We start from the raw sequence: 21,025 nt of genomic DNA, 5'->3' as shown, positions 1-21,025 counted from the left end.
AGGCGCGCAAGCGCCGTGCCCACCATCTCTCCGGTTCAACATCGCAAATGGTGGGCACGCTTCGCTTTGCCCACCCTACGATTCCCCTACTTTTTCAGCGTCCGCCACGCGATCACCAGCGCCAGCCCAAGTAACGCCGCCGCCAGCAGAAACGGCGCGCCGGGCATTTTCACCGACGCCTGATCGCTGATGAAATAGGCAAACGTCAGCGTGAACAGAAACGGCCCCACCATCTGCGCGATGCTGTTGACGCTGTTGGTCGCGCCCTGCAACTGCCCCTGCTGATCCGGTGCAACGAGCTGCGTGGTCAGCGCCTGGATCGCCGCACCCGCTACGCCCCACAGCGCCATCACGGGAATGCCGACCCAGAACAGCGGTCCGGTCGGCGCCGCGCCATAGATGAAGAACCCCAGTCCGCCGCTGGCAAGTCCGAGCAGCAGCGCCCTGCGCTCACCGAGGCGCGACACGATCGGCCCGACGCCCGCACCCTGCACCACCATGGCGCACACGCCAACCAACGCCAGCGTGAGACCGACCGTCGTCGTATCCCAGCCATAGCGGTAAGTCGCATAGAGCACGAAGGTGGACGGCAGCACCACATGCGCGACCTGGCCAAAGAAGTTTGCCAGCGACAGGCCTGCAAGAATTCGGTTCGAACGCAATAGATGCAGAGCGCCGATCGGGCTGGCGCTCTTCCAGTGAAACGGGGCGCGCCGTTCCGGCGGCAGCGACTCCGGCAGGATCAGCCAGCCATAGAGCGCGTTCGCAAAGCTCAAACCCGCCGCGATCCAGAACGGCAGGCGCGGATCCATGCCCCCGAGCAGGCCGCCGATGGCGGGGCCGAGAATGAAGCCGGCGCCGAAGGCCGCGCCGATCTTGCCGAACACCGCCGCGCGCCGCTCCGGCGGCGTCACGTCGGCGATGTAGGCAAAGGCCGTGGAGATGCTCGCCGAGGTGATGCCCGATATCACCCGGCCGATGAACAGCCACACAAGCGTCGGCGCCAGCGCCATCAGCACGTAATCCAGCGCCAGGCCGAAATTCGACAGCAGCACCACCGGCCGCCGGCCGAACCGATCCGAAAGCACGCCGAGGATCGGCGAGAACAGGAACTGCATCAACGCCCAGGCAGTACCGAACAGCCCGAAGATCCGCGCCGCGGTTGCCGTGTCGTTGTCGACGAAACTTTCCACGAGCTTGGGCAGGATCGGCAGGATCAGGCCGAGCGCGAGCATGTCGAGCAGGATGGTGACGAAGATGAAGGCCGCCGCGCCACTGCGTACCGGCGGTTTCTCGTCGGCAACAGCGGTGGACACCTGCTCGCTCATGACGGCCGCTTGCGCTTGTGGGCGAACGGATTGGCCTTCTCGCGCAGCGTGATCCGGATCGGCGTGCCCGGCAGATCAAAGGCCTCGCGCAGGCTGTTGGTGAGATAACGCAAGTAGGATTGCGGCACGGCATCCGCGCGCGAGCAGAACAGCACGAAACTTGGCGGGCGTCCCTTGGTCTGGGTGATGTAGTTCAGCTTCAGCCGGCGGCCCGACACCGCCGGCGGCGGGTTGGCGTCGACCGCCTGTTCGAACCAGCGATTGAGCGCGGCCGTCGGCACGCGCTTGTTCCACACCGCATACGCGTCCTGGATCGCGGTCATCAGGCGATCGATGCCCTCGCCCATCAGGCCGGATACCGCGACGATCGGCGCACCCTTGACCTGCGGCAGCCAGTGATCGGCATCGCTGCGCAGCGCCTGGATAAGATGAGGCTTGCGCTCCATCAGATCCCACTTGTTGACCGCGAGCACGATCGCCCGCCCCTCGCGCTCGATCAGGTCGGCAATGCGCAGATCCTGTTCTTCGAACCGGTTCTGCGCATCCATCATCATGACGACGACTTCGGCAAAGCGCACCGCGCGCAGCGCGTCCGCCACCGACAATTTTTCCAGCTTCTCCTCGATCCGCGAGCGCCGCCTGAGCCCTGCGGTATCGAACACACGGAAATCGCGGCCCTGCCAGGTGATCTCCACCGAAATCGAATCGCGCGTGGTGCCGGCCTCGGCGCTGGTCAGCAGCCGCTCCTCGCCGAGCAGATGGTTGATCAGCGTGGATTTGCCGGCATTGGGGCGGCCGACGATGGCGACGCGGATCGGACGCTGGGCGAGATCCTCATCCGAGATGATGTCATCGTCGTCGAACTCTTCGGCCTCCTCGGCTGGCTCCGGCATCAGCGCAGCGAGCGCGTCGTAGAGATCGCTCATGCCCTCGCCATGCTCGGCCGAAATCTGGATGGGATCGCCGAGCCCGAGCGCGTAGGATTCCATCGCGCCGAGTTCGCCGTGCTTGCCCTCGCTCTTGTTGGCAACGAGCACCACCGGCTTGTTGGCACGACGGGCAAAATCGGCAAAGGCGCGATCGTTCGGCGTCAGTCCGGCGCGGGCGTCGATCACGAACATCAGCGCATCGGCGACTCCGATCGCGGTTTCGGTCTGCTCCTGCATCCGCGCGGTCAGCGAGCCCCTGGCGCCCTCGTCGAGGCCGGCGGTGTCGATCACGGTGAATTCGAGGTCGCCGAGACGCGCATTGCCCTCGCGGCGGTCACGGGTGACGCCGGGCTCGTCATCCACCAGCGCAAGCTTCTGCCCGACGAGCCGGTTGAACAGCGTCGACTTACCCACATTGGGTCGGCCAATGATGGCGATCGTGAAGGACATAAATGATCCAAACGCCCCTTTTTTGGAGGGCGTGTCAATCGAACGAAAACAAGAAATCAGCGCGTGAAACTGCCGCTCGGCATCGGGGCCGGGAATGCCGATTGTTGGGATTGTGCCGGCGCGGCCGATTGATCGGGCGGCGGCGCGGTGGTGCGCTTGCGCACGATCTTGGCCGGCTTGGGCGCCGGCGGCGCGGCGGCGGTGCTGTCCTCTTCGGGCGCAGCGTCCGGGTCCGCGGCGGCGGGCGCGGCAGCCTGCTTGCCCTTGGATTTGGCGCCACGCTTGGATTTCGGTTCTTCCGCCGGCGGAGGGGCAGCGGCCGCCTGCGCGTTCGGGTCATCCTGCTGGCGGGCGCCCCGGTAGAGATCCTTTGGCACGCCCTGCTCGAGGCCCGGCACGCCGTCGGGGAACACCGGCTTGCGGTCGCCAGGCAGCTTTTTCTTGGTATCGAGGAAGTCGAGCAGATCGCTTGGGTCGAAATTGGCCGTACTGCCGCAGCCTGCCAGCGCGCCTGAAAGCGCGATGAGGACGACCGTTGCGATCAAACGTTGCGGGCGGCGCATATCAACTTTCCAACTCGTTTTGCTGGTATCAGCTCTTGGCGACCGGCGGCAGCAGGGCCTGCAGCGCTTCGGCACGCGAGCGCAGGCTCGGCGGCGTCTCGCCGTCGTTCGCGATCATGTCCAGCCATTGCCGCGTCGCCGCGGTATCGTTGGCACGCCAGGCCGACAGCGCCAGCAGTTCGCGCGCGGTATGGCGGAAGGTAGCGCCCGGCGCAGCAGCGGCTTCGAGGCGCTCTTTCATGTTGGGATAGGTGGCGGTTTCCAGCAGCAGCTGGGCGGCGCGAATCCGCGCCAGATCCTGCTCTGCCACGCCGACGCTACGGTCGGCGGCGATCTCGTCGAACAACTTCGCCGCGGCCGGCCGATCGCGTTCGGCGACTTCCGCAGCCATCCGCAGCCGTGCCAGCACGCGATATCCGAATGGCGCCTTCGCAGCCAGATCGGCAAAGGCTGCTTCAGCCTCTGCATGCTTGTTGGCTTCCGAAAGCTCGACCGCTCTGTCGAACGCAGCACCCGCCTCAGCCGCCTTCTTGGCCTCAAGATATTGGTAGCCGCGCCAGCCGCCCACGGCAGCGATGATCAAAATCAGGCCGGCAATGATCAGAATCGAATATTTGTCCCACAGCTTTTTGAGCTGTTCGCGACGGACTTCCTCGTCGACTTCGTCAAATAATTCAGACACTTAAAGGTATCCCATCCCCGAGGAACCGCGACTTGGGCGGCCGTATCGCGCGCCCGATCCCCGCATGGCCGGGGCGTAGCCTATCGATATGGCGGTGGCAAGGCAAAGCAAGGCGGATCAAAGCGTTAACAGCGCTACCCGGGGCACCTCCGAAACCGTCCGCCAATGTTGACTTCGTGGTTCAAAGCTTGGCGTAATCCCGGCCGCTGCAACGCTCGACTCTACCCGATTTTTCAGGTGTTTCATGTCTCGCTATGTGCTGGTTTCGATGACGCTTGCCATGGGAATGGTATCCGTGGCCACCGCGTCACCGGCCGATGACGTCAAACCCAAGGCGCTCAAGACGCCCGAGACGGCGTTCTCGGGCAAGTTGCGCCCTGACATTTTGGGCATGTCGACCGAATCGAACGCCGAATCGGCACGCGCCGTTTTTGATTCCCTGTTCAAGGGCCGAACCGACACCAAGACCGATATCCAGCAGCAGAAATTCGGCGATGGCGGCGCGGGCTATGTCACCGCGTTGAATTTCAGCCTCCCCGCCGGTCCGAAGCAGAACGGCGAAATGCTCTCGGCCAGCTTCTCCTCGCCCGCGAGCGCCAACCGCGCCTATTTCGTCGCGCGCAATCTGACCTTCGCGCAGGACCAGCAGCCGTCGAAGGCCGACATGATCAAGGAGATCATGGGCAAATACGGCGTGCCCACCATCGTGGGCGATCAGCACCTGTACTACATCTACCGCAAGGGCTCGATCGTGTCGGTCGGCGGCAAGTACAAGGAAGCGACTGCGCTGGAAGCGATCGACAAGCCGCTCGACCCGAGGGCCGCCGTCAAGCTCAACGGCGACACCGTCCGCGGCAGTTGCGTGGCGGTCGTGAAGCGCGCGCAGACCAAAGCCAGGGATCCGAGCGCCATGCTCGCCGAGGCCAAGGGCGCGAATTGCGACGGCGTATTGAGCGTGCAGCTCGTTCCGGGCACGCCGGCCGACCGTGTCGGCATCGCGCAATTCACCTTGCTGGACGTCAAGCAACTCATCAGCGCGGCCGCGATCGACAGCGCGGCGCTTACCGGCGGGCCGAGCGAAGGCTCGCTTCCCAAAGGCAGCGCGCCGAAGCTCTAGCCGTTGACGTGCACCGACGTGCGGTAATTAGGCACGACACTGCGCTTTAATCGTCGCCGCGCAATAGGAACCTTTCCGCTGCGCTGCTATTGAACGTCCGTTAGATGGAGATCGGACAATGCGCGGATTTCCGCCGATTGTGCCGTATGGCGCCGATCAGACGATTTATCTGGTCGTGGAAAGTCCGGGGCAGCAAGGCGTCGCTCGACAAACCGAGTGCGCTGACATCGAGACGGTCATTACCGACCTCCTGTCGGGACAGTTCAACGACCCGATCGAGGTCGTCGCCTTCAACACGCTGGAGCACTGGACCGACGATCTTTCCAGGGACGTCGCGAGAGAAATCCGCTGTCGATGCGACATCGATGGGCGTGATGTGCCCGACTACCTCGAGGAATTCGTCGACAAAACTTCGGCTTGATCGGCTCGTTGCTCAGACCGCTGTGAAGGCCTCGCGGAGCTGGCGTTTCATCACCTTCCCATTGGCGTTGCGCGGCAACGCGTCCGTGCGCAGATCGATGGTTTCCGGCACCTTGTAGTCGGACAGCCGCTCGGCACACCAGGCGCGCAGCACCTCCGCCCCAATCGTATTGCTGATCACCACGACGGCGTGCACGCGCTCGCCCAGTACCGGGCACGGCTTGGCGATGATCGCGCTTTCCACCACATCGGGATGGCCTGCCAGTACCGACTCCACCTCCGCCGAATAGATCTTCAAGCCCCCGCGGTTGATCATGTCCTTCTGCCGATCGAACACGCGAACGAAGTTCTCTTCATCGATCGAACCGAGATCGCCGGAATGCCAGAAGCCGGCGGTAAAACTCTCCGTCGTCGCCTTCGGATTATTCCAGTAGCCCTTGATGACCGAGCCGCCGTGAATCCAGATTTCGCCGATCGCGCCGCGCGGCAGCTCGCGGCCCTCGGCGTCGACGGCGATGATGGTGGCGCCCGGGCACGGCAGCCCGACGCTGTCGATGTGGCTCACGACGAATGCGCCGGGCATCATGGTCGAGGGCGAGGTCGTCTCGGTCGCGCCATAGCAATTGGCGAGTTGCAGGCCGGGGATTTTCGCCGCGAGCTTCTCGATGGTGGCGATCGGCATCGGCGCGCCACCAAAGCCGCCGATCCGCCAGCTCGACAGGTCGTAGCTGTCGAAATCCGGCTGCAGCAGGCAGAGATTGTACATCGCCGGCACCATCACGGTGTAGCTAACGCGCTCGCGCGCCGCCATCTTCAGATATTCCGCCGCCTTGAACTCCGGCATGATGATCAGCGCGCCGGCAGCGCGCACCATGGTCATGATGTTGGCGACCACACCGGTGACATGGCCGAGTGGTACGGCGGCGATCGAGCGGTCCGACGCCGTCAGCTTCAAGCACGACACGAACACCATCGACGAATGAATGATGGTGCAATGGGCGAGCATCGCGCCCTTTGGCCGGCCCGTGGTGCCCGAGGTGTAGAGGATCATGGCGGTGTCCTCTTCACCGACCTCGACCGGCGCTGCAGGCGAATGATTGGCCAGTTCGGAAAAGCGCGAGAGCCGCGGATCGTCGTCGACGGCGATCCGGTGCGTCACGTCGGGAATATCGGCCGCATCAGGCACGCGGTCGGCCAGCGCGGCCTCGTGGATCAGGAGCTTTGCCCCGCAATCGGTGAGCACGTAGGCGATTTCGGGTTTTTGCTGACGGGTCGAAAGCAGCACCGTCACCAGCCCGGCGTGGGCTGCCCCCAGCATCGTCAGCACGAATTCCGTTCTGTTGCCGAGCAGCACCGCGATGCGATCGCCGCGCTGAAGGCCGAGGTTTTGCAACCCGGCTGCGATTTGCGCCGATCGCCGCGCGACTTCGCGCCATGTCATTCGCGTGGCGCCGCAGACCAGCGCCTCGCCATCGCCGTTTCGCGCAACGGCTTCGGCGACCATCGCCGGAATACTCCTGGGCCGTTCGCAAAAGACCGGGACGATACGATCGCCGAAGCGCGGTTCGAGCCGCATCGCGGGAATGGAGTGCTGCGACCAGTCCATGGCGCGCCCTGTCAACTCTTCTTCATCTCGTAGACGTGTTCAGGTCCGGGGAACGCCCGCGAGCGCACGTCGTCGGCATAGCCCTTGATCGCGGCTTCGATCGCAGGACCGAGCTCGCCGTAGCGGCGAACAAATTTCGGCGTCCGCGGCGAAAGACCGAGCATGTCCTCGAGCACCAGCACCTGCCCGTCGCAGGCTGCACTGGCGCCGATACCGATGGTGGGAATGGCAATGGTCTCCGTGATCTTTCGCGCCAGCGGCTCGGCGACCGCCTCGACCACGACCGAGAACGCCCCGGCATCGGAAATCGCCTTGGCGTCGTTCAGGATCGGATCCCAGCTGCCCGCGTCGCGGCCCTGTGCGCGAAACGAGCCGAGCGTGTTGATCGACTGCGGCGTCAAGCCGATGTGGCCCATGACCGGCACGCCACGCTCGGAGAGAAACGCCACCGTTTCCGCCATCCGCACGCCGCCCTCGAGCTTGACCGCGCCGCAATGGGTCTCCTTCAATATTCGCACCGCGGAATGAAACGCCTGCTCCTTCGAGGCTTCATAGGAGCCGAACGGCATATCCACCACGACCAAAGCGTGCCTCGATCCCCGCATCACCGCGCGTCCCTGCAGGATCATCATGTCGAGCGTCACCGGCACGGTGGTCTCGAGACCGTGCATGACATTGCCGAGGGAATCGCCGACCAGGATGACGTCGCAATGGCGATCCACCAGCGCGGCGGTGTGCGCGTGATACGACGTCAGCATCACGATCGGCTCGCCGTTCTTGCGCGCGCGGATATCCGGCGCCGTTTTGCGCTTGATGGCAGATTGAACGGACATGTCAGGCTCCAACCACGGGGACGCCGATCACGACCGGGTGGAACGCGAATGCGAGCGCCAGATAGGCGACGACGCCGACCGCGATCGCGATCAGGTCGTTGCCGGGACCTCCGACGGGAATCGGCGGCGCGCCGGCGTCGGAACGGGATTTCAGTGAAATGCGGTCATAGACCGCCCAGGCGAGAAACGAGCCGAACAGGATGATCGAGCCGAGATCGCCATTGGCGAGCAGATGCGCCGCCGCCCACAGCTTGATGCCGGTCAACATCGGATGTTTCAGCGTCGTATAGATCCGGCCGCGGATGTAGGACGCCACCACCAGGATAATCGCCGGCAGCATCAGCGCCACCGTGATGTGCTTGAGCGCCACCGGCGGGCTCCAGACATCGATCCAGCCCGTCGCACGATATTTGGCAAAGCCCCAGATGATCAGCGCCAGGCCGACGAAGGAGGCCAGCGCATAGCCGATCTTGTAGCCGCCCTCGCCCGTCGCGGCGATGACCTGCGCGCGCGCCTTGCGCTGGATGGTGAGGGTATGGACACCGAAGAACAGGATCAGGCCCAGGATCATCACCAGCAGTCCCATGATGTCCCTCCGTAGCGAGGCTGGTTTTCCGGATTATCCCGCGTATCATTTTAATGGCCCGAACTGCAACGTGCCAGATGCACATGGTACGACGTCATTCCGGGATGGTCCGAAGGACCAGACCCGGAATCTCGAGATTCTCAGGTGCGCAAGTGCGCACCATAGTTCGATGCTTCGCATCGCCCCGGAATGACGTACTCGACTCACGGCTTCTCCGCCTGCTTGCCCAGATCGCGGTTGTCGACGTAGCGGATCGCGATCGGCCGCCCCGCCAGCGCGCCGCCAAGCCCGCTGGTGAGCTTCAGCGGCGTGCAGGCCGCAAGCGAGGCGTTGATCGCTTTCAGATAGGTGGAACGGGTATCCGCCGACACGCCTGCCGTGGCATAGGTCATGCGAGGCGCGGCGATGATCTCGCCCGAGCGCTTGAAGCTGAAGCGAACCGACATCTGCATACCCGCGCGCGCAACGTCGGACGGCGGCGGCGACCAGCAGGATCGCAACGCCGCGAACAGGTCGCCGATCGTATCGAGATCATGGTCCGGCTTCCGGTACTTCGCGGCTTGATCCTGCGGTGGCGCGGATTCGATCGTGAGTTGCAGGTCCTGCCCGTATGGATAGTCGATCTCGGGAATGCATGGACCATCGTTGAACACGCTGCAGAACGACGGCGTGCACGGCCGGCCGTCAAGCACGCTGCAGGGCGCATGCGAAAACGGCGTGGCGTCGATCTGGCGCCGCGACTGGGCGTCGGCGGCGCCCAGTCCGGCGAACAGGCCGATCAGGCAGACGATGGCGAACCGAAACATGCGCGGAGTCCTGGGGCGACCCGACTAAACTGATGCACGTCCTGGCGGCTATCAAGGCGGGCCGTGTTCACATCCTCGCGTTCATGGCGGACAGTTCCGCGGCCAACCTCACCGGCGTACTGGGTCCCCCGCTTTCGCGGAGGACGACAGCGGGGGTTGGCGCGAACGCGAGCCCCGCCTTACGCTTTCTTCTTCACGTCCTTGACGTTGGAGAAGTTGATCCCTTCGGCGCGTTCGCGGGTATAGCCGAGATAGAACTCGTTCTTGGCCATGAACACCGGGTCGCCGTCGACATCGTCGGCGATGCCGGAATTGTTGGCGGCGACGAAGGCCTCGAGCTTCTTGCGGTCGTCGGAGGAAATCCAGCGGGCGAGCTGGAATTCCGAGACCTCGAATTCGACCGGCAGCGAATATTCAGCGTCCAGCCGCGCTTTCAGCACATCAAGCTGCAGCGGACCGACGACGCCGACCAGCGCCGGCGCGCCGTCACGCGGGCGGAACACCTGCACGACGCCCTCTTCCGACATCTGCTGCAGCGCTTCTTTCAGCTTCTTCGCCTTCATCGCATCCGTGAGGCGCACGCGGCGGACGATCTCCGGCGCAAAGCTGGGGACGCCGACGAAGGTGATGTCCTCACCTTCCGTCAGCGTATCACCGATTCGCAAGGTGCCGTGGTTGGGAATACCGACGACATCGCCGGCAAAGGCTTCGTCCGCCACCGAACGGTCCTGGGCGAAGAAGAACTGCGGCGACGACAGCGACATGTTCTTGCCGGTGCGCACCAGCTTTGCCTTCATGCCGCGGCTGAGCTTGCCGGAACACAGCCGCGCAAAGGCGATGCGGTCGCGGTGGTTCGGATCCATGTTGGCCTGGATCTTGAACACGAAGGCGCTCATACGCGGCTCGGCGGCCTCGACCTTTCGAACGTTGGAGTCCTGCGCGCGGGGCGCGGGCGCGAACTTGCCGAGACCTTCCAGGAGATCGCCGACGCCGAAATTGCGCAGCGCGCTGCCGAAATAGACCGGCGTGAGATGGCCCTCGCGAAATGCCTCGAGCTCGAACGGCTTGCAGGCTTCCGACACCAGCGCGAGCTCGTCCTTGATCTCGGCAACGTCGAGATTGGCGTTGCGGCCGGCGAGATCGGCGATATCGATCTGCTCGGTCGCGCCGGTCTTGGCGCCGCCGCCTTCGAGCAGCCGCACGCCGCCATTGACGACGTCGTAGGTGCCGAGGAAGTCGCGGCCGCGGCCGACCGGCCAGGTCATCGGCGTGGTATCGAGCGCCAGCGTCTTCTCGATCTCGTCGAGGAGCTCGAAAGTATCGCGGCTCTCGCGGTCCATCTTGTTGATGAAGGTGATGATCGGGATGTCGCGCAGCCGGCACACCTCGAACAGCTTTCGCGTCCGCGCCTCGATGCCCTTGGCGGCGTCGATCACCATGACGGCGGAATCGACGGCCGTGAGCGTGCGGTAGGTGTCCTCGGAGAAGTCTTCGTGGCCCGGCGTGTCCAAGAGGTTGAAGACGAGATCCTGGAACTCGAACGTCATGACCGAGGTCACGACCGAGATGCCGCGCTCGCGCTCGATCTTCATCCAGTCCGAGCGGGTGTTGCGCCGCTCGCCCTTGGCCTTGACCTGCCCCGCCAGGTTGATGGCGCCGCCGAACAGCAGGAGCTTTTCGGTCAGCGTGGTCTTGCCGGCGTCCGGGTGGGAGATGATCGCAAAGGTGCGGCGCCGCGCCACTTCATCTGAGAGCGGCGTGCGGAGCGGCGATTCGGCGGCGGCAGCAATGTCGGACATGAGGCTCGAGCGTTTGGCAGGGAAAGGGGGGCTAATCAAGCCTCATTTGGTGGTTGCAGGGGTCGCTCTCCAGTCCCATATCGGCTTGGGAAGGACGACCTTCCAACTCACAGCTCATCCGCGGGGACGACCCTGCCTGATCAGGAGGGTTGTCATGGCCTGGATCGTGTTGTTCGTCGCCGGCCTCATGGAAATAGGCTGGGCGATCGGCCTCAAATATACCGAAGGTTTCACCCGGCTCATTCCATCGGTCCTGACGCTCGCTTGCATGGCCGGCAGCATCCTGCTGCTCGGTCTTGCCCTGAAAGTGCTGCCGATTGGAACCGCCTACGCGATCTGGACCGGAATCGGCGCGGTCGGAACGGCAATCCTGGGCATCTTCCTGTTCGGCGAGCCCGCGACCGCCGCCCGCCTCGCCTGCATCGGGCTGATTGTGGCCGGCATCATCGGGCTCAAGCTTGTCACCGGATCAGCGTAGCAGCAGCACCGCCCAATAGGTCAGCGCAGCCACGCTTGCGGATGCCGGGATGGTGATCACCCAGGCGTAGACGATCGAACTTGCCACATTCCAGCGCACCGCCGAGACCCGCCGCGCCGCGCCGACGCCGACGATGGAGCCGGTGATGGTATGGGTCGTGGAAACGGGAACTCCGAGAAAGGTCGCCATGAAGAGGGTCGCAGCGCCGCCGGTTTCCGCGCAAAAGCCCTGCATCGGCGTCAGCTTGGTGATCCGCAGCCCCATGGTGCGGACGATCCGCCAGCCCCCCATCAGCGTGCCGAGCCCCATGGCTGCCTGGCAGGAGATCACGACCCAGAACGGGACGGAGAAATCCGTCCCGAGGTGCCCCTGCGAATATAACAGCACCGCGATGATACCCATGGTTTTTTGCGCGTCGTTGCCGCCATGGCCGAGCGAATAGAGCGAGGCCGAGACGAATTGCAGGATGCGGAAGGCGCGGTCGACCGCAAACGGCGTCGAGCGCACCGACAGCCAGGACACGATCGCGACCAGCATCAGTGCCAGCAGGAACCCGACCAACGGCGACAGCACGATCGCCAGCAGCGCCTTGGACAGGCCGCTCCAGACTGCCGCGGAAATGCCTGCCTTGGCGACGCCGGCGCCGACCAGTCCGCCGATCAGCGCGTGCGAACTCGACGACGGAATACCGAGCGCCCAGGTGATCAGGTTCCAGACGATGGCGCCGACCAGCGCCGCGAAGATGACGGTGGCATCCACGACGCTGGCGTCGATGATGCCGGTGCCGATGGTATTGGCAACGTGCAATCCGAACACCAGGAAAGCGATGAAATTGAAAAAAGCGGCCCACATCACCGCATATTGCGGGCGCAGCACGCGGGTCGATACAATTGTTGCGATCGAATTGGCGGCGTCGTGCAATCCATTGAGGAAATCGAACAGCAGCGCGACCGCGATCAGGAAGATCAGAATTGGAAGACCAAGGGTGGCGTCCACTGAATTGGCCCTGCCCTATACCTGTTCGATCACGATCGAATTGATCTCGTTGGCGACGTCATCGAAGCGGTCGGACACTTTTTCGAGGTGCTTGTAGATCTCGGCACCGACCACGAAGTCCATCGAATTGCCGTCGCGGTGCTTGAGAAACAGCTCCTTCAACCCGATGTCGTGGAGATCGTCGATACGGCCCTCCAGCTTTCCGATTTCCTCGGTGATGGAGGTCAGCATCGCGACGTTGTTGCCGATCGACTGCATCAGGGGAAGCGCGCGGCTGACGAGGTTGGCGCATTCGACCAGCAGCGTAGCTATTTCGCGCATCGGGGGTTCGAACGTCCGGACTTCGAACAGCACCACCGCCTTCGCGGTCTGCTGCATCTGGTCGATGGCGTCGTCCATTGCGGTGATCAGGTTCTTGATGTCGCCGCGGTCGAACGGGGTAATGAAGGTGCGCCGAACCGCGGTCAGTACCTCGCGGGTGATGCCGTCGGCATCGTTTTCGAACTGGTTGACGCGCTGGCAGAATACCGGCGTCTCCTCGCCGCCGCGCAGCATGTCCTGCAACGCCAGCGCGCCCTGCACTACCGTCTGGGCATGTCGGGCAAACAGGTCAAAAAACCGCTCCTCCTTGGGCAAAAAGGCACGAAACCAGCGCAGCATGGGTATTGTCCGTCGTTCAGAACGGCCGCGGGGAGCGGCCCGTCACGAAGCTGTCATAGACCATTCGCAGGGAAAACGCGCCACGGCGGGACCCGGGAACCGGGTCATCCACCGCTTTGTGAAGCCGAAAACGGCGCCAAAACCGGCCGTTTTACAGGGATCGGCGGAAAAAATGAGCGATTTCGCCGATGATACCCCGGCGGAACGTCAGCACGCAGGCCACGAAGATGACCCCCTGGATCACCGTCACCCACTGGCCGAACCCGGCCAGATATTGCTGCATGGCGATGATCACGAAGGCGCCGACGACCGGGCCGAAGATGGTTCCGAGGCCGCCGACCAGCGTCATCAGCACGATTTCACCCGACATCGTCCAGTGCACGTCGGTGAGCGAGGCGTTCTGCGCCACGAACACCTTCAGCGAGCCGGCAAAGCCCGCAAGCGTACCGGACAGAATGAAGGCGAGCAGCTTGTACTGGTCGGTCTTATAGCCCAGCGAAATCGCCCGCTGCTCGTTCTCGCGGATCGCCTTCAAGACCTCGCCGAACGGCGAGTTGATGGTGCGGAAGATCAGCAGGAAGCCGGCAAGGAAGCCCGCCAATACGACGTAATAAAGCACCGTCGGCTGCGAAAGATTGAATACTCCGAACAGATAGCCTTGCGGAATGCCCTGGATGCCGTCCTCACCATGGGTGAACGGCGCCTGCAGATAGATGAAATACAGGAGCTGCGAGAGCGCCAGCGTGATCATCGAAAAATAGATGCCCTGCCGGCGAATCGAGATGAAGCCGGTGACGACGGAGAGCGCCGCAGCGCCGGCGACGCCGACCAGAATTCCGACCTCCGGCGTTACACCCCAGACCTTGAGCGCATGCGCCGAGCAGTAGCCTGCAGTGCCCAGGAACATGGCGTGGCCGAACGACAACAGGCCGCCATAGCCGATCAAGAGGTTGAAGGCGCAGGCAAGCAGCGCAAAACACAGCGCTTGCATCACGAAGAACGGATAGATGCCCGTCAGGGGTACGAGTCCCAGCAGCACCGCCATCAAGGCGAACACGATCATCTCGTCGCGTATCGCGCGCGGGGTTACCGGCAGTGTGTCGTCAGTCAATGCGCTCATGTCAGGCCGCCCGTCCCGTCAGTCCCGTTGGCTTCACCAGCAACACCAGCACCATCAGGACGAACACCACGGTGTTGGAAGCCTCGGGATAAAAATACTTCGTAAGCCCCTCGATCACGCCGAGCGCGAAGCCGGTGATGATCGATCCCATGATCGATCCCATGCCGCCGATCACCACCACCGCGAACACGACGATGATCAGGTCCGCGCCCATCAGCGGGCGGACCTGATTGATCGGCGCCGACAGCACGCCGGCGAGCGCGGCAAGCCCGACGCCGAGGCCGTAGGTCAGCGTGATCATGCGCGGCACATTGATGCCGAAGGCGCGGACCAGGGTCGGATTTTCGGTCGCGGCGCGCAGGTAAGCGCCGAGCCGCGTCTTCTCGATCAGGAACCAGGTCGCCAAGCAGACCACCAGCGAGAAGATCACCACCCAGCCGCGGTAGACCGGCAGGAACATGAAGCCGAGATTGATGCCACCCTGCAGGCCGCGCCTGCAGATTGCGTCCTGCGGGGCGTTCGGCGAGCAATCGCCGATCTGCGGATAGTCCGGGATGGCGTAAGGCAGACCCGACGAGCCGAAATAGTTCTGGAACACGCCCTGCACGATCAGCGCGATGCCGAAGGTCAGCAACAGGCCGTAGAGATGATCGAGCCCGGTCAGCCATTGCAGCATGGTCCGTTCCAGGATCATGCCGAAAATGCCGACGGCGATCGGCGCGATGATCAGCGCCCACCAGTATCCCATTCCCGTGAGATGCAGCAGAAAATACGCCGTGAACGCGCCCATCATGTAGAGCGCGCCGTGGGCGAAGTTGATGATGTTGAGCATGCCGAAGATCACGGCCAGCCCGAGACTGAGCAGCGCGTAGAACGATCCGTTGATCAGTCCCACCAGGAGCTGGGCGTAGAGAGCTTGCATCGGTTTGGCACTCGATCTCGTTGTTAAGCGAAAAGTGGCCCGCCGCCGCGATGCCGACGGGCCGTTGTTGTTACTTCTTCACCAGCGGACAGGCGCTTTCCGAAAGCGGCCGGAAGGCCTGTTCGCCCGGGGTGGTGCCGATCAGCTTGTAATAGTCCCACGGCCCCTTGGATTCCGCAGGCTTCTTGACCTCGAACAGATAGGCCGGGTGAATCTTGCGGCCGTCAGCGCGGATCGTGCCCTTGCCGAACAGCGCGTCATCCGTCGGCAATTCCTTCATCTTGGCAACGACCTTCGTGCCGTCATGCGGATTGCCGCCCATCGCATCGAGCGTCTTGAAATAGTGGATCAGGCCCGAATAGACGCCGGCCTGCACCATTGAAGGCATCGCCTTGTTCTTCATGCGCTCCGAGAAGCGCTTCGAAAACGCGCGGGTGCCGTCGTTCAGATCCCAGTAGAAGGTTTCCGTGAAGTTCAGGCCCTGCGCCACCTTGAGACCAAGCGAATGCACGTCGGTGATGAACAGCAGCAGACCGGCAAGCTTCTGGCCACCGGCAACGATGCCGAATTCCGCTGCCTGCTTGATCGTGTTCGTGGTATCGCCGCCGGCATTGGCCATGCCGATGATCTTGGCCTTGGACGCCTGCGCCTGCAGCAGGAAGGACGAGAAGTCCGACGAATTCAGCGGATGCTTGACGCCGCCGATGACCTTGCCGCCCGACTTCACGACGACCGCCGTGGTATCGCGCTCCAGCGCGTGACCGAACGCATAATCCGCGGTCAGGAAGTACCAGGTGTCGCCGCCGGCCTTCACCAGCGCCTGGCCGGTGGAGTTGGCGAGCATGTAGGTGTCGTAGACCCAGTGGATCGTGTTCGGCGAGCACTGGGCATTGGTCAGATCCGACGTCGCCGCGCCGGTATTGATCATGATGGCGTTCTTTTCCTTCACCAGATTGTTGACCGCCAGCGCAACGCCGGAGTTCAGCACATCCATGAAGATGTCGACCTTCTCGACGTCGATCCATTGCCGCGCGATGGTGGTGGCGATGTCGGGCTTGTTCTGGTGGTCGGCGGAGACGACGTCGATCTTCCAACCCTTGGCCGCGAGGCCGGAATCTTCCATCGCCATCTGGGCGGCGAGCGTCGAGCCCGCGCCGCCGAGGTCGGAGTAAAGTCCGGAATTGTCGGTAAGCACGCCGATCTTGACGGTCTTGTCCTGCGCCATGGCGCCACTGCCCGCGGCAAGCGCAAGCGCGGTGCCGAGGAAGAGAGCTGAAATCCGATGTTTCATAGTATCTCCATAAATCCAGAGTGCAGTCACAGTACCGATTAAACGCCGAGATAGGTGTGGAGCTTGTCCATATTGGCCGACAGCTCCGAATTGGCAAAACCGTCGATGACCTTGCCATGTTCGACAATGTAGTAGCGGTCGGCCACCGTGGAGGCGAAGCGGAAATTCTGCTCGACCAGCAGGATGGTGAAGCCTTCCGATTTCAGCCGCGCGATGGTGTGGCCGATCTGCTGGATGATGACGGGCGCGAGACCTTCGGTCGGCTCGTCCAGCATCAGGAAGCGCGCGCCGGTGCGCAGGATTCGGGCGATCGCCAGCATCTGCTGCTCGCCACCCGAAAGCTTGGTGCCCTGGCTGTTGAGGCGCTCCTTCAGGTTCGGAAACAATTCGAAGATCTGGTCGAGCGACAGTCCCCCGCTGCGCACGACGGGCGGCAGCAGCAGGTTTTCGCGCACGTCAAGGCTTGCGAAAATGCCCCGCTCCTCGGGACAGAATGCGATGCCCTGTCGCGCGATCCTGTCGGACGAGGCGCGCGTGATGTCCTGACCGTTGAAACGGATCGAACCGGTACGCTTGCCGATAATTCCCATTACCGACTTCAGCGTCGTGGTCTTGCCGGCGCCGTTGCGGCCGAGCAGCGTGACCACTTCGCCGGCCTTCACATTGAAGTTGATGCCGTGAAGGATGTGAGATTCGCCGTACCAGGCCTGCAGGTCGGAGACGGAAAGCACCTCGGCGCCTGCCGGCTTGGCGGCGGCTTCGGCCATTTTCAAATCAGGCATGACCGGCTCCCAGATAGGCTTCCTTGACCCGCTCGTCCCTTGAGAGCTCGGCGTAATTGCCTTGCGCCAGCACCTGTCCGCGCGTCAGCACCGTGATGATGTCGGACAAATTCGCCACCACGGAGAGATTGTGTTCGACCATCAGGATGGTGTGCCTTGCCGAGATGCGCTTGATCAGCGCGGCGATCTTGTCGATGTCTTCGTGGCCCATGCCGGCCATCGGCTCGTCGAGCAGCATCATTTCCGGATCGAGCGCCAGCGTCGTCGCGATCTCGAGCGCACGCTTGCGTCCATAGGGCATCTCGACCGCCGGCGTATTGGCGAACTCGCTCAAGCCGACGTCGTTCAGGAGCTCGATCGCCCGGCCGTTGAAGCGATCCAGCACGCTCTTGGACCGCCAGAAATCGAACGAAGATCCATGCTGGCGCTGGAGCGCGACGCGGACATTCTCCAGCGCCGTCAGATGCGGGAACACGGCTGAAATCTGGAACGACCGCACCAGCCCGAGGCGAGCCACGTCGGCGGGCGCCATCGCGGTGATGTCCTGTCCCTTGTACAGGATCTGGCCTGCCGACGGCTTCAAGAACTTGGTCAGCAGGTTGAAGCACGTCGTCTTGCCGGCGCCATTCGGCCCGATCAGCGCATGAATGCTGCCGCGGCGCACCTTGAGGGCCACATCGCGAACGGCGAAGAAACCCGCGAATTCCTTGGTCAATCCGTGGGTTTCGAGAATAAACTCATCAGCCAAACAAATTCCCCCATGCACCGTCTCTGCGAGGTCGCTCGCGCGCGGCCATTTTTTCCCTGTTCGGGCGGGCACTCCTGGACGTCCTTGGAAAACGTACCGAGCCCGCCGCCTCCGGGCGGAATATGCCGTCAACGCGATGGATTAGGCAAGGTGGAAAGCTGTCACGTGGAAAAGCCCGGAGGCCTGGTTCCGGATGCGCCATAAGTCGAATGCGCCGCCCGCCGAGCTCGGCCCGCCGCGCCACCGGCGTTCAAGCGTAATCTTCGTCCCGGCAAGCCATCATTAACGGTGTTCTGCTGCAATCAGCCGCTTTCACAGAATATTTCCGCCGCAATTGCATTATCCCGCGATTTAGACAGCAAGGAATTGCCGCCTTGGAATTTGAGAGCGCCCAACCGTCTGTCGTCAAATCGATCAAACAGCGCGACCTGCTCAACACCTGGCTGCGACTATACGCCCGCAACCAGTCGATCCCGCGGATGTCTGAATACCAGCCCGCGCGCATCGAGGACGAACTTCCGGACTTGGTATTCTATACCGTAGATGCCCAGGTACAGCCGCCGCGCCTGACCATCCAGAGCGACGGCACGCGGATGTCGACGGCCTATGGAAATACCGGCAAGGGGCGCTATCTCGACGAGTATCTCGGCGCAAGGCTCGCTCCGATCGTGATGCCGGTTTATTATAAATGCATCGCCCGCCGCCTTCCGGCCTACACCATCGCTGACATGAACGATATCTACGGGCGTGTCGTCGCCTATGAGCGGCTGCTGCTGCCATTCGCCGACAAGGATAACGTCACCCATATCATTGCTTCGCTGAAGACCATCAGCGAAGACGGTGGCTTCGAGATCAAGAACCTCATTCGCGGAAATGACAAGCTGCCGGTGCCGACGCTGCGCACCATCATCGACCGCGATCTCTTTCATCGCGCGCCCGGCCGTATTCCGTCCGGCGACGTGCTCGAATTCGATTAGGCCTTCCGTCCGCGCGACTTCGCCGCCACTTCCTTGGCGTAGATATCCGGCTTGAACCCGACCAGCAATTTGCCGCCGAGATCAAGCACCGGACGCTTGATCATCGAAGGCTGCGCCAGCATCAGCGCCAGCGCCTTGCGCTCGTTCAGGCCTTCCTTGTCGCTCTCCGGCAGCTTCTTGAACGTCGTGCCGGCGCGGTTGAGCAGCGTTTCCCAGCCGATGTCGTCGGACCATTGCTTGAGCTTGTCCTTGGCGATGCCGGCAAGCTTGTAGTCGTGAAAGTCGTAAGCCACGCCCTGATCGTCGAGCCAGGCGCGCGCCTTCTTCATGGTGTCGCAGTTCTTGATGCCGTAGATGGTGATGGGCATTTTCGCATTCCGGAATGGCGGTTATTGGTCCGTTGGACCGATTAGAGGTGAGCAGATCGGCGAATCTATCATAGACTGACGCATCTCTGCCGGGACCCGCCGATGGAATTCACCATATTGTTTCTGGCCGCGGCCATCGTGATGCTGGTCGCCTGGTGCGGTCAGCGCCCGCTGGCGCTGGGCCTGTTCGCAGCTGTCCTTGTAGCGTGCGTTGCCACCTATCTCCACCACGCGACCGACACGCTGAAACTGTCGTTCTGAGGACGCATGACCCAGACGCGCGCCATCACGCTGAATGCACTCAGCCTCTATGCCGTGGCGCTGGTGCTGGCGGCGGCCTTCGCGGCGCAGTTCATCCTGAATGAGCTGCCCTGCCCGCTCTGCCTGCTGCAGCGAATCCTGTTCGCGGCGCTCGCCGTCGGCCCGATCCTCAATATCCGTTTCGGCCCCCGCCCCAGCCACTATGCGATGTCGCTGCTGGCGGCGGTCGCGGGTGCCGTTGCATCGACCCGGCAAGTGCTGCTCCACATCCTGCCCGGCGACGCCGGCTATGGCTCGGCATTGCTGGGCTACCACTATTACACCTGGGCGCTGATCGGCTTCATTGCCGCGATCATCCTGATCGCCGTCGTCATGCTGTTCGACCGTCAGTTCGAAGACGATGGCGCCGCGCTGCCGCCCACCGGCGGTCCGTTCGCCCAGATCGCGGTGTGGCTCGTGATCGCGCTGACGGCCGCGAACGTGGTAACGACGCTGCTCGAATGCGGCTTCGGCCCCTGCGCCGACAACCCCGTCATTTACGAACTGCTCAAGTAGGCCGTTTCGGTATCTCGAGCCCGCGCTGCACCGCCGGACGGGCGAGCCCGCGCTCCAGCCATGCCGGCACCTGCTTCAGCGTATCGAACGCGACGAGATCGCGCGCCCCGTAGAATCCGATCAGGTTGCGCACCCAGCCCAGCATGGAAATATCGGCGATGGTGTATTCGTCGTCCATGATCCATTGCCGACCGGCAAGTCGCGTCTCCACCACATCGAGCAGGCGTTTCGATTCGGTCACGTAGCGTTCGAGCGGCCGCTTGTCCTCATATTCCTTGCCGGCGAATTTGTGGAAGAAGCCGACCTGCCCGAACATCGGCCCGATGCCGCCCATCTGGAAGTGCAACCACTGAATGGCCTGGTATCGCCGCGCCGGATCATCAGGCAGCAGCTTGCCGGTCTTGTCAGCAAGATATTGCAGGATCGCCCCGGACTCGAATAACGGCAACGGCTTGCCGCCAGGCCCGTTGGGATCGAGGATCGCCGGGATCTTGCCGTTTGGATTCAGCGACAAAAATTCCGGCGTCTTCTGGTCGTCCTTGCCGAAATCGACCAGATGCACCTCATAGGGCAAGCCGATCTCCTCGAGCATGATCGAGACCTTGACGCCATTCGGTGTCGGCAACGAGTAGAGCTGAAGACGATCGGGGTGTTTGGCGGGCCAGCGTTTGGTGATTGGGAAAAGGGAGAGATCGGGCATCAACTGGCTCTTTTGCTTGGTTTCCGGTGCGGGGTTAATGTACGGCTG

General features: G+C 63.0%; 24 protein-coding genes. 6 read left to right on the top strand and 18 right to left on the bottom strand.

Features of this window, described 5'->3' with window-relative positions; genetic code table 11:
• Window positions 1–86 precede the first annotated feature (86 nt).
• Genes LMTR21_RS18250 through LMTR21_RS18235 form a run of 4 tightly spaced genes read right to left on the bottom strand, consistent with a single transcriptional unit; the run spans window position 87 to window position 3,952 of the window.
• Window positions 87–1,328, bottom strand: coding sequence for a TCR/Tet family MFS transporter (locus tag LMTR21_RS18250; RefSeq protein ID WP_084030843.1), 1,242 nt, complete (start codon window positions 1,326–1,328; stop codon window positions 87–89).
• Window positions 1,325–2,707: a ribosome biogenesis GTPase Der gene (gene der / locus LMTR21_RS18245; RefSeq protein ID WP_065755099.1), complete on the bottom strand. Its 1,383-nt coding sequence runs from the start codon at window positions 2,705–2,707 to the stop codon at window positions 1,325–1,327. Before der ends, LMTR21_RS18250 begins: the two co-directional genes overlap by 4 nt.
• A gap of 56 nt (window positions 2,708–2,763) precedes the next feature.
• Entirely contained in the window at window positions 2,764–3,270 is a 507-nt protein-coding gene (locus tag LMTR21_RS18240; RefSeq protein WP_065755100.1) for a hypothetical protein, read from the bottom strand.
• Between the two features lie 28 nt (window positions 3,271–3,298).
• The gene (locus tag LMTR21_RS18235) at window positions 3,299–3,952 is read right to left on the bottom strand and encodes a tetratricopeptide repeat protein (protein WP_065755101.1); all 654 of its coding nucleotides are present in this window, start codon (window positions 3,950–3,952) and stop codon (window positions 3,299–3,301) included.
• Between the two features lie 244 nt (window positions 3,953–4,196).
• Here LMTR21_RS18235 and LMTR21_RS18230 point away from each other — a divergent pair, with 244 nt between their 5' ends.
• A complete protein-coding gene (locus LMTR21_RS18230) occupies window positions 4,197–5,069 on the top strand; it encodes a hypothetical protein (RefSeq protein ID WP_065755102.1) in 873 nt (290 codons plus the stop codon).
• Between the two features lie 118 nt (window positions 5,070–5,187).
• On the top strand, window positions 5,188–5,490 hold the full coding sequence (locus LMTR21_RS18225; RefSeq protein WP_065755103.1) for a hypothetical protein: 303 nt from the start codon (window positions 5,188–5,190) through the stop codon (window positions 5,488–5,490).
• 12 nt (window positions 5,491–5,502) lie between these two features.
• Here the strand turns inward: LMTR21_RS18225 and LMTR21_RS18220 are convergent, their stop codons facing one another.
• The 5 genes from LMTR21_RS18220 to LMTR21_RS18200 all read right to left on the bottom strand — a co-directional run bounded on the left by LMTR21_RS18220 (window position 5,503) and on the right by LMTR21_RS18200 (window position 11,119).
• Window positions 5,503–7,095: a class I adenylate-forming enzyme family protein gene (locus LMTR21_RS18220; RefSeq protein WP_065755104.1), complete on the bottom strand. Its 1,593-nt coding sequence runs from the start codon at window positions 7,093–7,095 to the stop codon at window positions 5,503–5,505.
• 11 nt (window positions 7,096–7,106) lie between these two features.
• Window positions 7,107–7,928: a 3-methyl-2-oxobutanoate hydroxymethyltransferase gene (gene panB / locus LMTR21_RS18215; RefSeq protein ID WP_065755105.1), complete on the bottom strand. Its 822-nt coding sequence runs from the start codon at window positions 7,926–7,928 to the stop codon at window positions 7,107–7,109.
• Window position 7,929: 1 nt separating this feature from the next.
• Window positions 7,930–8,514 carry an NnrU family protein gene (locus LMTR21_RS18210; RefSeq protein ID WP_065755106.1) on the bottom strand — a complete coding sequence of 195 codons (585 nt, stop codon included), beginning with the start codon at window positions 8,512–8,514 and terminating at the stop codon, window positions 7,930–7,932.
• Window positions 8,515–8,717: 203 nt separating this feature from the next.
• Window positions 8,718–9,320, bottom strand: a complete 603-nt coding sequence (locus LMTR21_RS18205; RefSeq protein WP_065755107.1) for a hypothetical protein — start codon at window positions 9,318–9,320, stop codon at window positions 8,718–8,720.
• Window positions 9,321–9,499: 179 nt separating this feature from the next.
• Window positions 9,500–11,119 (bottom strand): peptide chain release factor 3, encoded by a 1,620-nt coding sequence (locus LMTR21_RS18200; RefSeq protein WP_065755108.1) that lies wholly within the window; start codon window positions 11,117–11,119, stop codon window positions 9,500–9,502.
• 154 nt (window positions 11,120–11,273) lie between these two features.
• On the opposite strand from LMTR21_RS18200, the gene sugE reads away from it, so the two are divergent.
• Entirely contained in the window at window positions 11,274–11,597 is a 324-nt protein-coding gene (gene sugE, locus LMTR21_RS18195) for a quaternary ammonium compound efflux SMR transporter SugE (protein ID WP_065755109.1), read from the top strand.
• On the opposite strand, the gene LMTR21_RS18190 is transcribed toward sugE, so the two are convergent.
• From LMTR21_RS18190 to LMTR21_RS18160, 7 genes are all read right to left on the bottom strand, one after another.
• The gene (locus LMTR21_RS18190; protein WP_065755110.1) at window positions 11,589–12,593 is read right to left on the bottom strand and encodes an inorganic phosphate transporter; all 1,005 of its coding nucleotides are present in this window, start codon (window positions 12,591–12,593) and stop codon (window positions 11,589–11,591) included. The two genes, sugE and LMTR21_RS18190, sit on opposite strands and share 9 nt — an antisense overlap.
• A 15-nt stretch (window positions 12,594–12,608) precedes the next feature.
• Window positions 12,609–13,253, bottom strand: a complete 645-nt coding sequence (locus LMTR21_RS18185; protein ID WP_065755111.1) for a DUF47 domain-containing protein — start codon at window positions 13,251–13,253, stop codon at window positions 12,609–12,611.
• 151 nt (window positions 13,254–13,404) lie between these two features.
• On the bottom strand, window positions 13,405–14,373 hold the full coding sequence (locus tag LMTR21_RS18180) for a branched-chain amino acid ABC transporter permease (RefSeq protein WP_065755112.1): 969 nt from the start codon (window positions 14,371–14,373) through the stop codon (window positions 13,405–13,407).
• Between the two features lies 1 nt (window position 14,374).
• The gene (locus tag LMTR21_RS18175; RefSeq protein WP_065755113.1) at window positions 14,375–15,295 is read right to left on the bottom strand and encodes a branched-chain amino acid ABC transporter permease; all 921 of its coding nucleotides are present in this window, start codon (window positions 15,293–15,295) and stop codon (window positions 14,375–14,377) included.
• Between the two features lie 70 nt (window positions 15,296–15,365).
• Window positions 15,366–16,586, bottom strand: coding sequence for an ABC transporter substrate-binding protein (locus LMTR21_RS18170; RefSeq protein ID WP_065755114.1), 1,221 nt, complete (start codon window positions 16,584–16,586; stop codon window positions 15,366–15,368).
• 38 nt (window positions 16,587–16,624) lie between these two features.
• On the bottom strand, window positions 16,625–17,353 hold the full coding sequence (locus LMTR21_RS18165) for an ABC transporter ATP-binding protein (RefSeq protein ID WP_430642584.1): 729 nt from the start codon (window positions 17,351–17,353) through the stop codon (window positions 16,625–16,627).
• 7 nt (window positions 17,354–17,360) lie between these two features.
• Window positions 17,361–18,116: an ABC transporter ATP-binding protein gene (locus tag LMTR21_RS18160; RefSeq protein WP_065755116.1), complete on the bottom strand. Its 756-nt coding sequence runs from the start codon at window positions 18,114–18,116 to the stop codon at window positions 17,361–17,363.
• A 374-nt stretch (window positions 18,117–18,490) separates the two neighbouring features.
• On the opposite strand from LMTR21_RS18160, the gene LMTR21_RS18155 reads away from it, so the two are divergent.
• Window positions 18,491–19,093: a PAS domain-containing protein gene (locus tag LMTR21_RS18155; RefSeq protein WP_065755117.1), complete on the top strand. Its 603-nt coding sequence runs from the start codon at window positions 18,491–18,493 to the stop codon at window positions 19,091–19,093.
• On the opposite strand, the gene LMTR21_RS18150 is transcribed toward LMTR21_RS18155, so the two are convergent.
• Window positions 19,090–19,461, bottom strand: coding sequence for an ArsC family reductase (locus LMTR21_RS18150; protein WP_065755118.1), 372 nt, complete (start codon window positions 19,459–19,461; stop codon window positions 19,090–19,092). The two genes, LMTR21_RS18155 and LMTR21_RS18150, sit on opposite strands and share 4 nt — an antisense overlap.
• 102 nt (window positions 19,462–19,563) lie before the next feature.
• Here LMTR21_RS18150 and LMTR21_RS40060 point away from each other — a divergent pair, with 102 nt between their 5' ends.
• The gene (locus LMTR21_RS40060; RefSeq protein ID WP_187399368.1) at window positions 19,564–19,722 is read left to right on the top strand and encodes a DUF5993 family protein; all 159 of its coding nucleotides are present in this window, start codon (window positions 19,564–19,566) and stop codon (window positions 19,720–19,722) included.
• 6 nt (window positions 19,723–19,728) lie between these two features.
• Window positions 19,729–20,277 carry a disulfide bond formation protein B gene (locus LMTR21_RS18145; protein ID WP_065755119.1) on the top strand — a complete coding sequence of 183 codons (549 nt, stop codon included), beginning with the start codon at window positions 19,729–19,731 and terminating at the stop codon, window positions 20,275–20,277.
• Here the strand turns inward: LMTR21_RS18145 and LMTR21_RS18140 are convergent.
• Complete coding sequence (locus tag LMTR21_RS18140; protein WP_065755120.1) at window positions 20,270–20,977, bottom strand: glutathione S-transferase family protein; 708 nt, start codon at window positions 20,975–20,977, stop codon at window positions 20,270–20,272. The two genes, LMTR21_RS18145 and LMTR21_RS18140, sit on opposite strands and share 8 nt — an antisense overlap.
• Between the last annotated feature and the right edge of the window lie 48 nt (window positions 20,978–21,025).

The sequence above is a fragment of the Bradyrhizobium paxllaeri genome (assembly GCF_001693515.2).
In the GTDB taxonomy this organism is placed as follows: Bacteria; Pseudomonadota; Alphaproteobacteria; order Rhizobiales; family Xanthobacteraceae; genus Bradyrhizobium; species Bradyrhizobium paxllaeri.
Note: the sequence above shows the minus strand (reverse complement) of the source record. Positions and strands in the feature narration are given on the sequence as shown.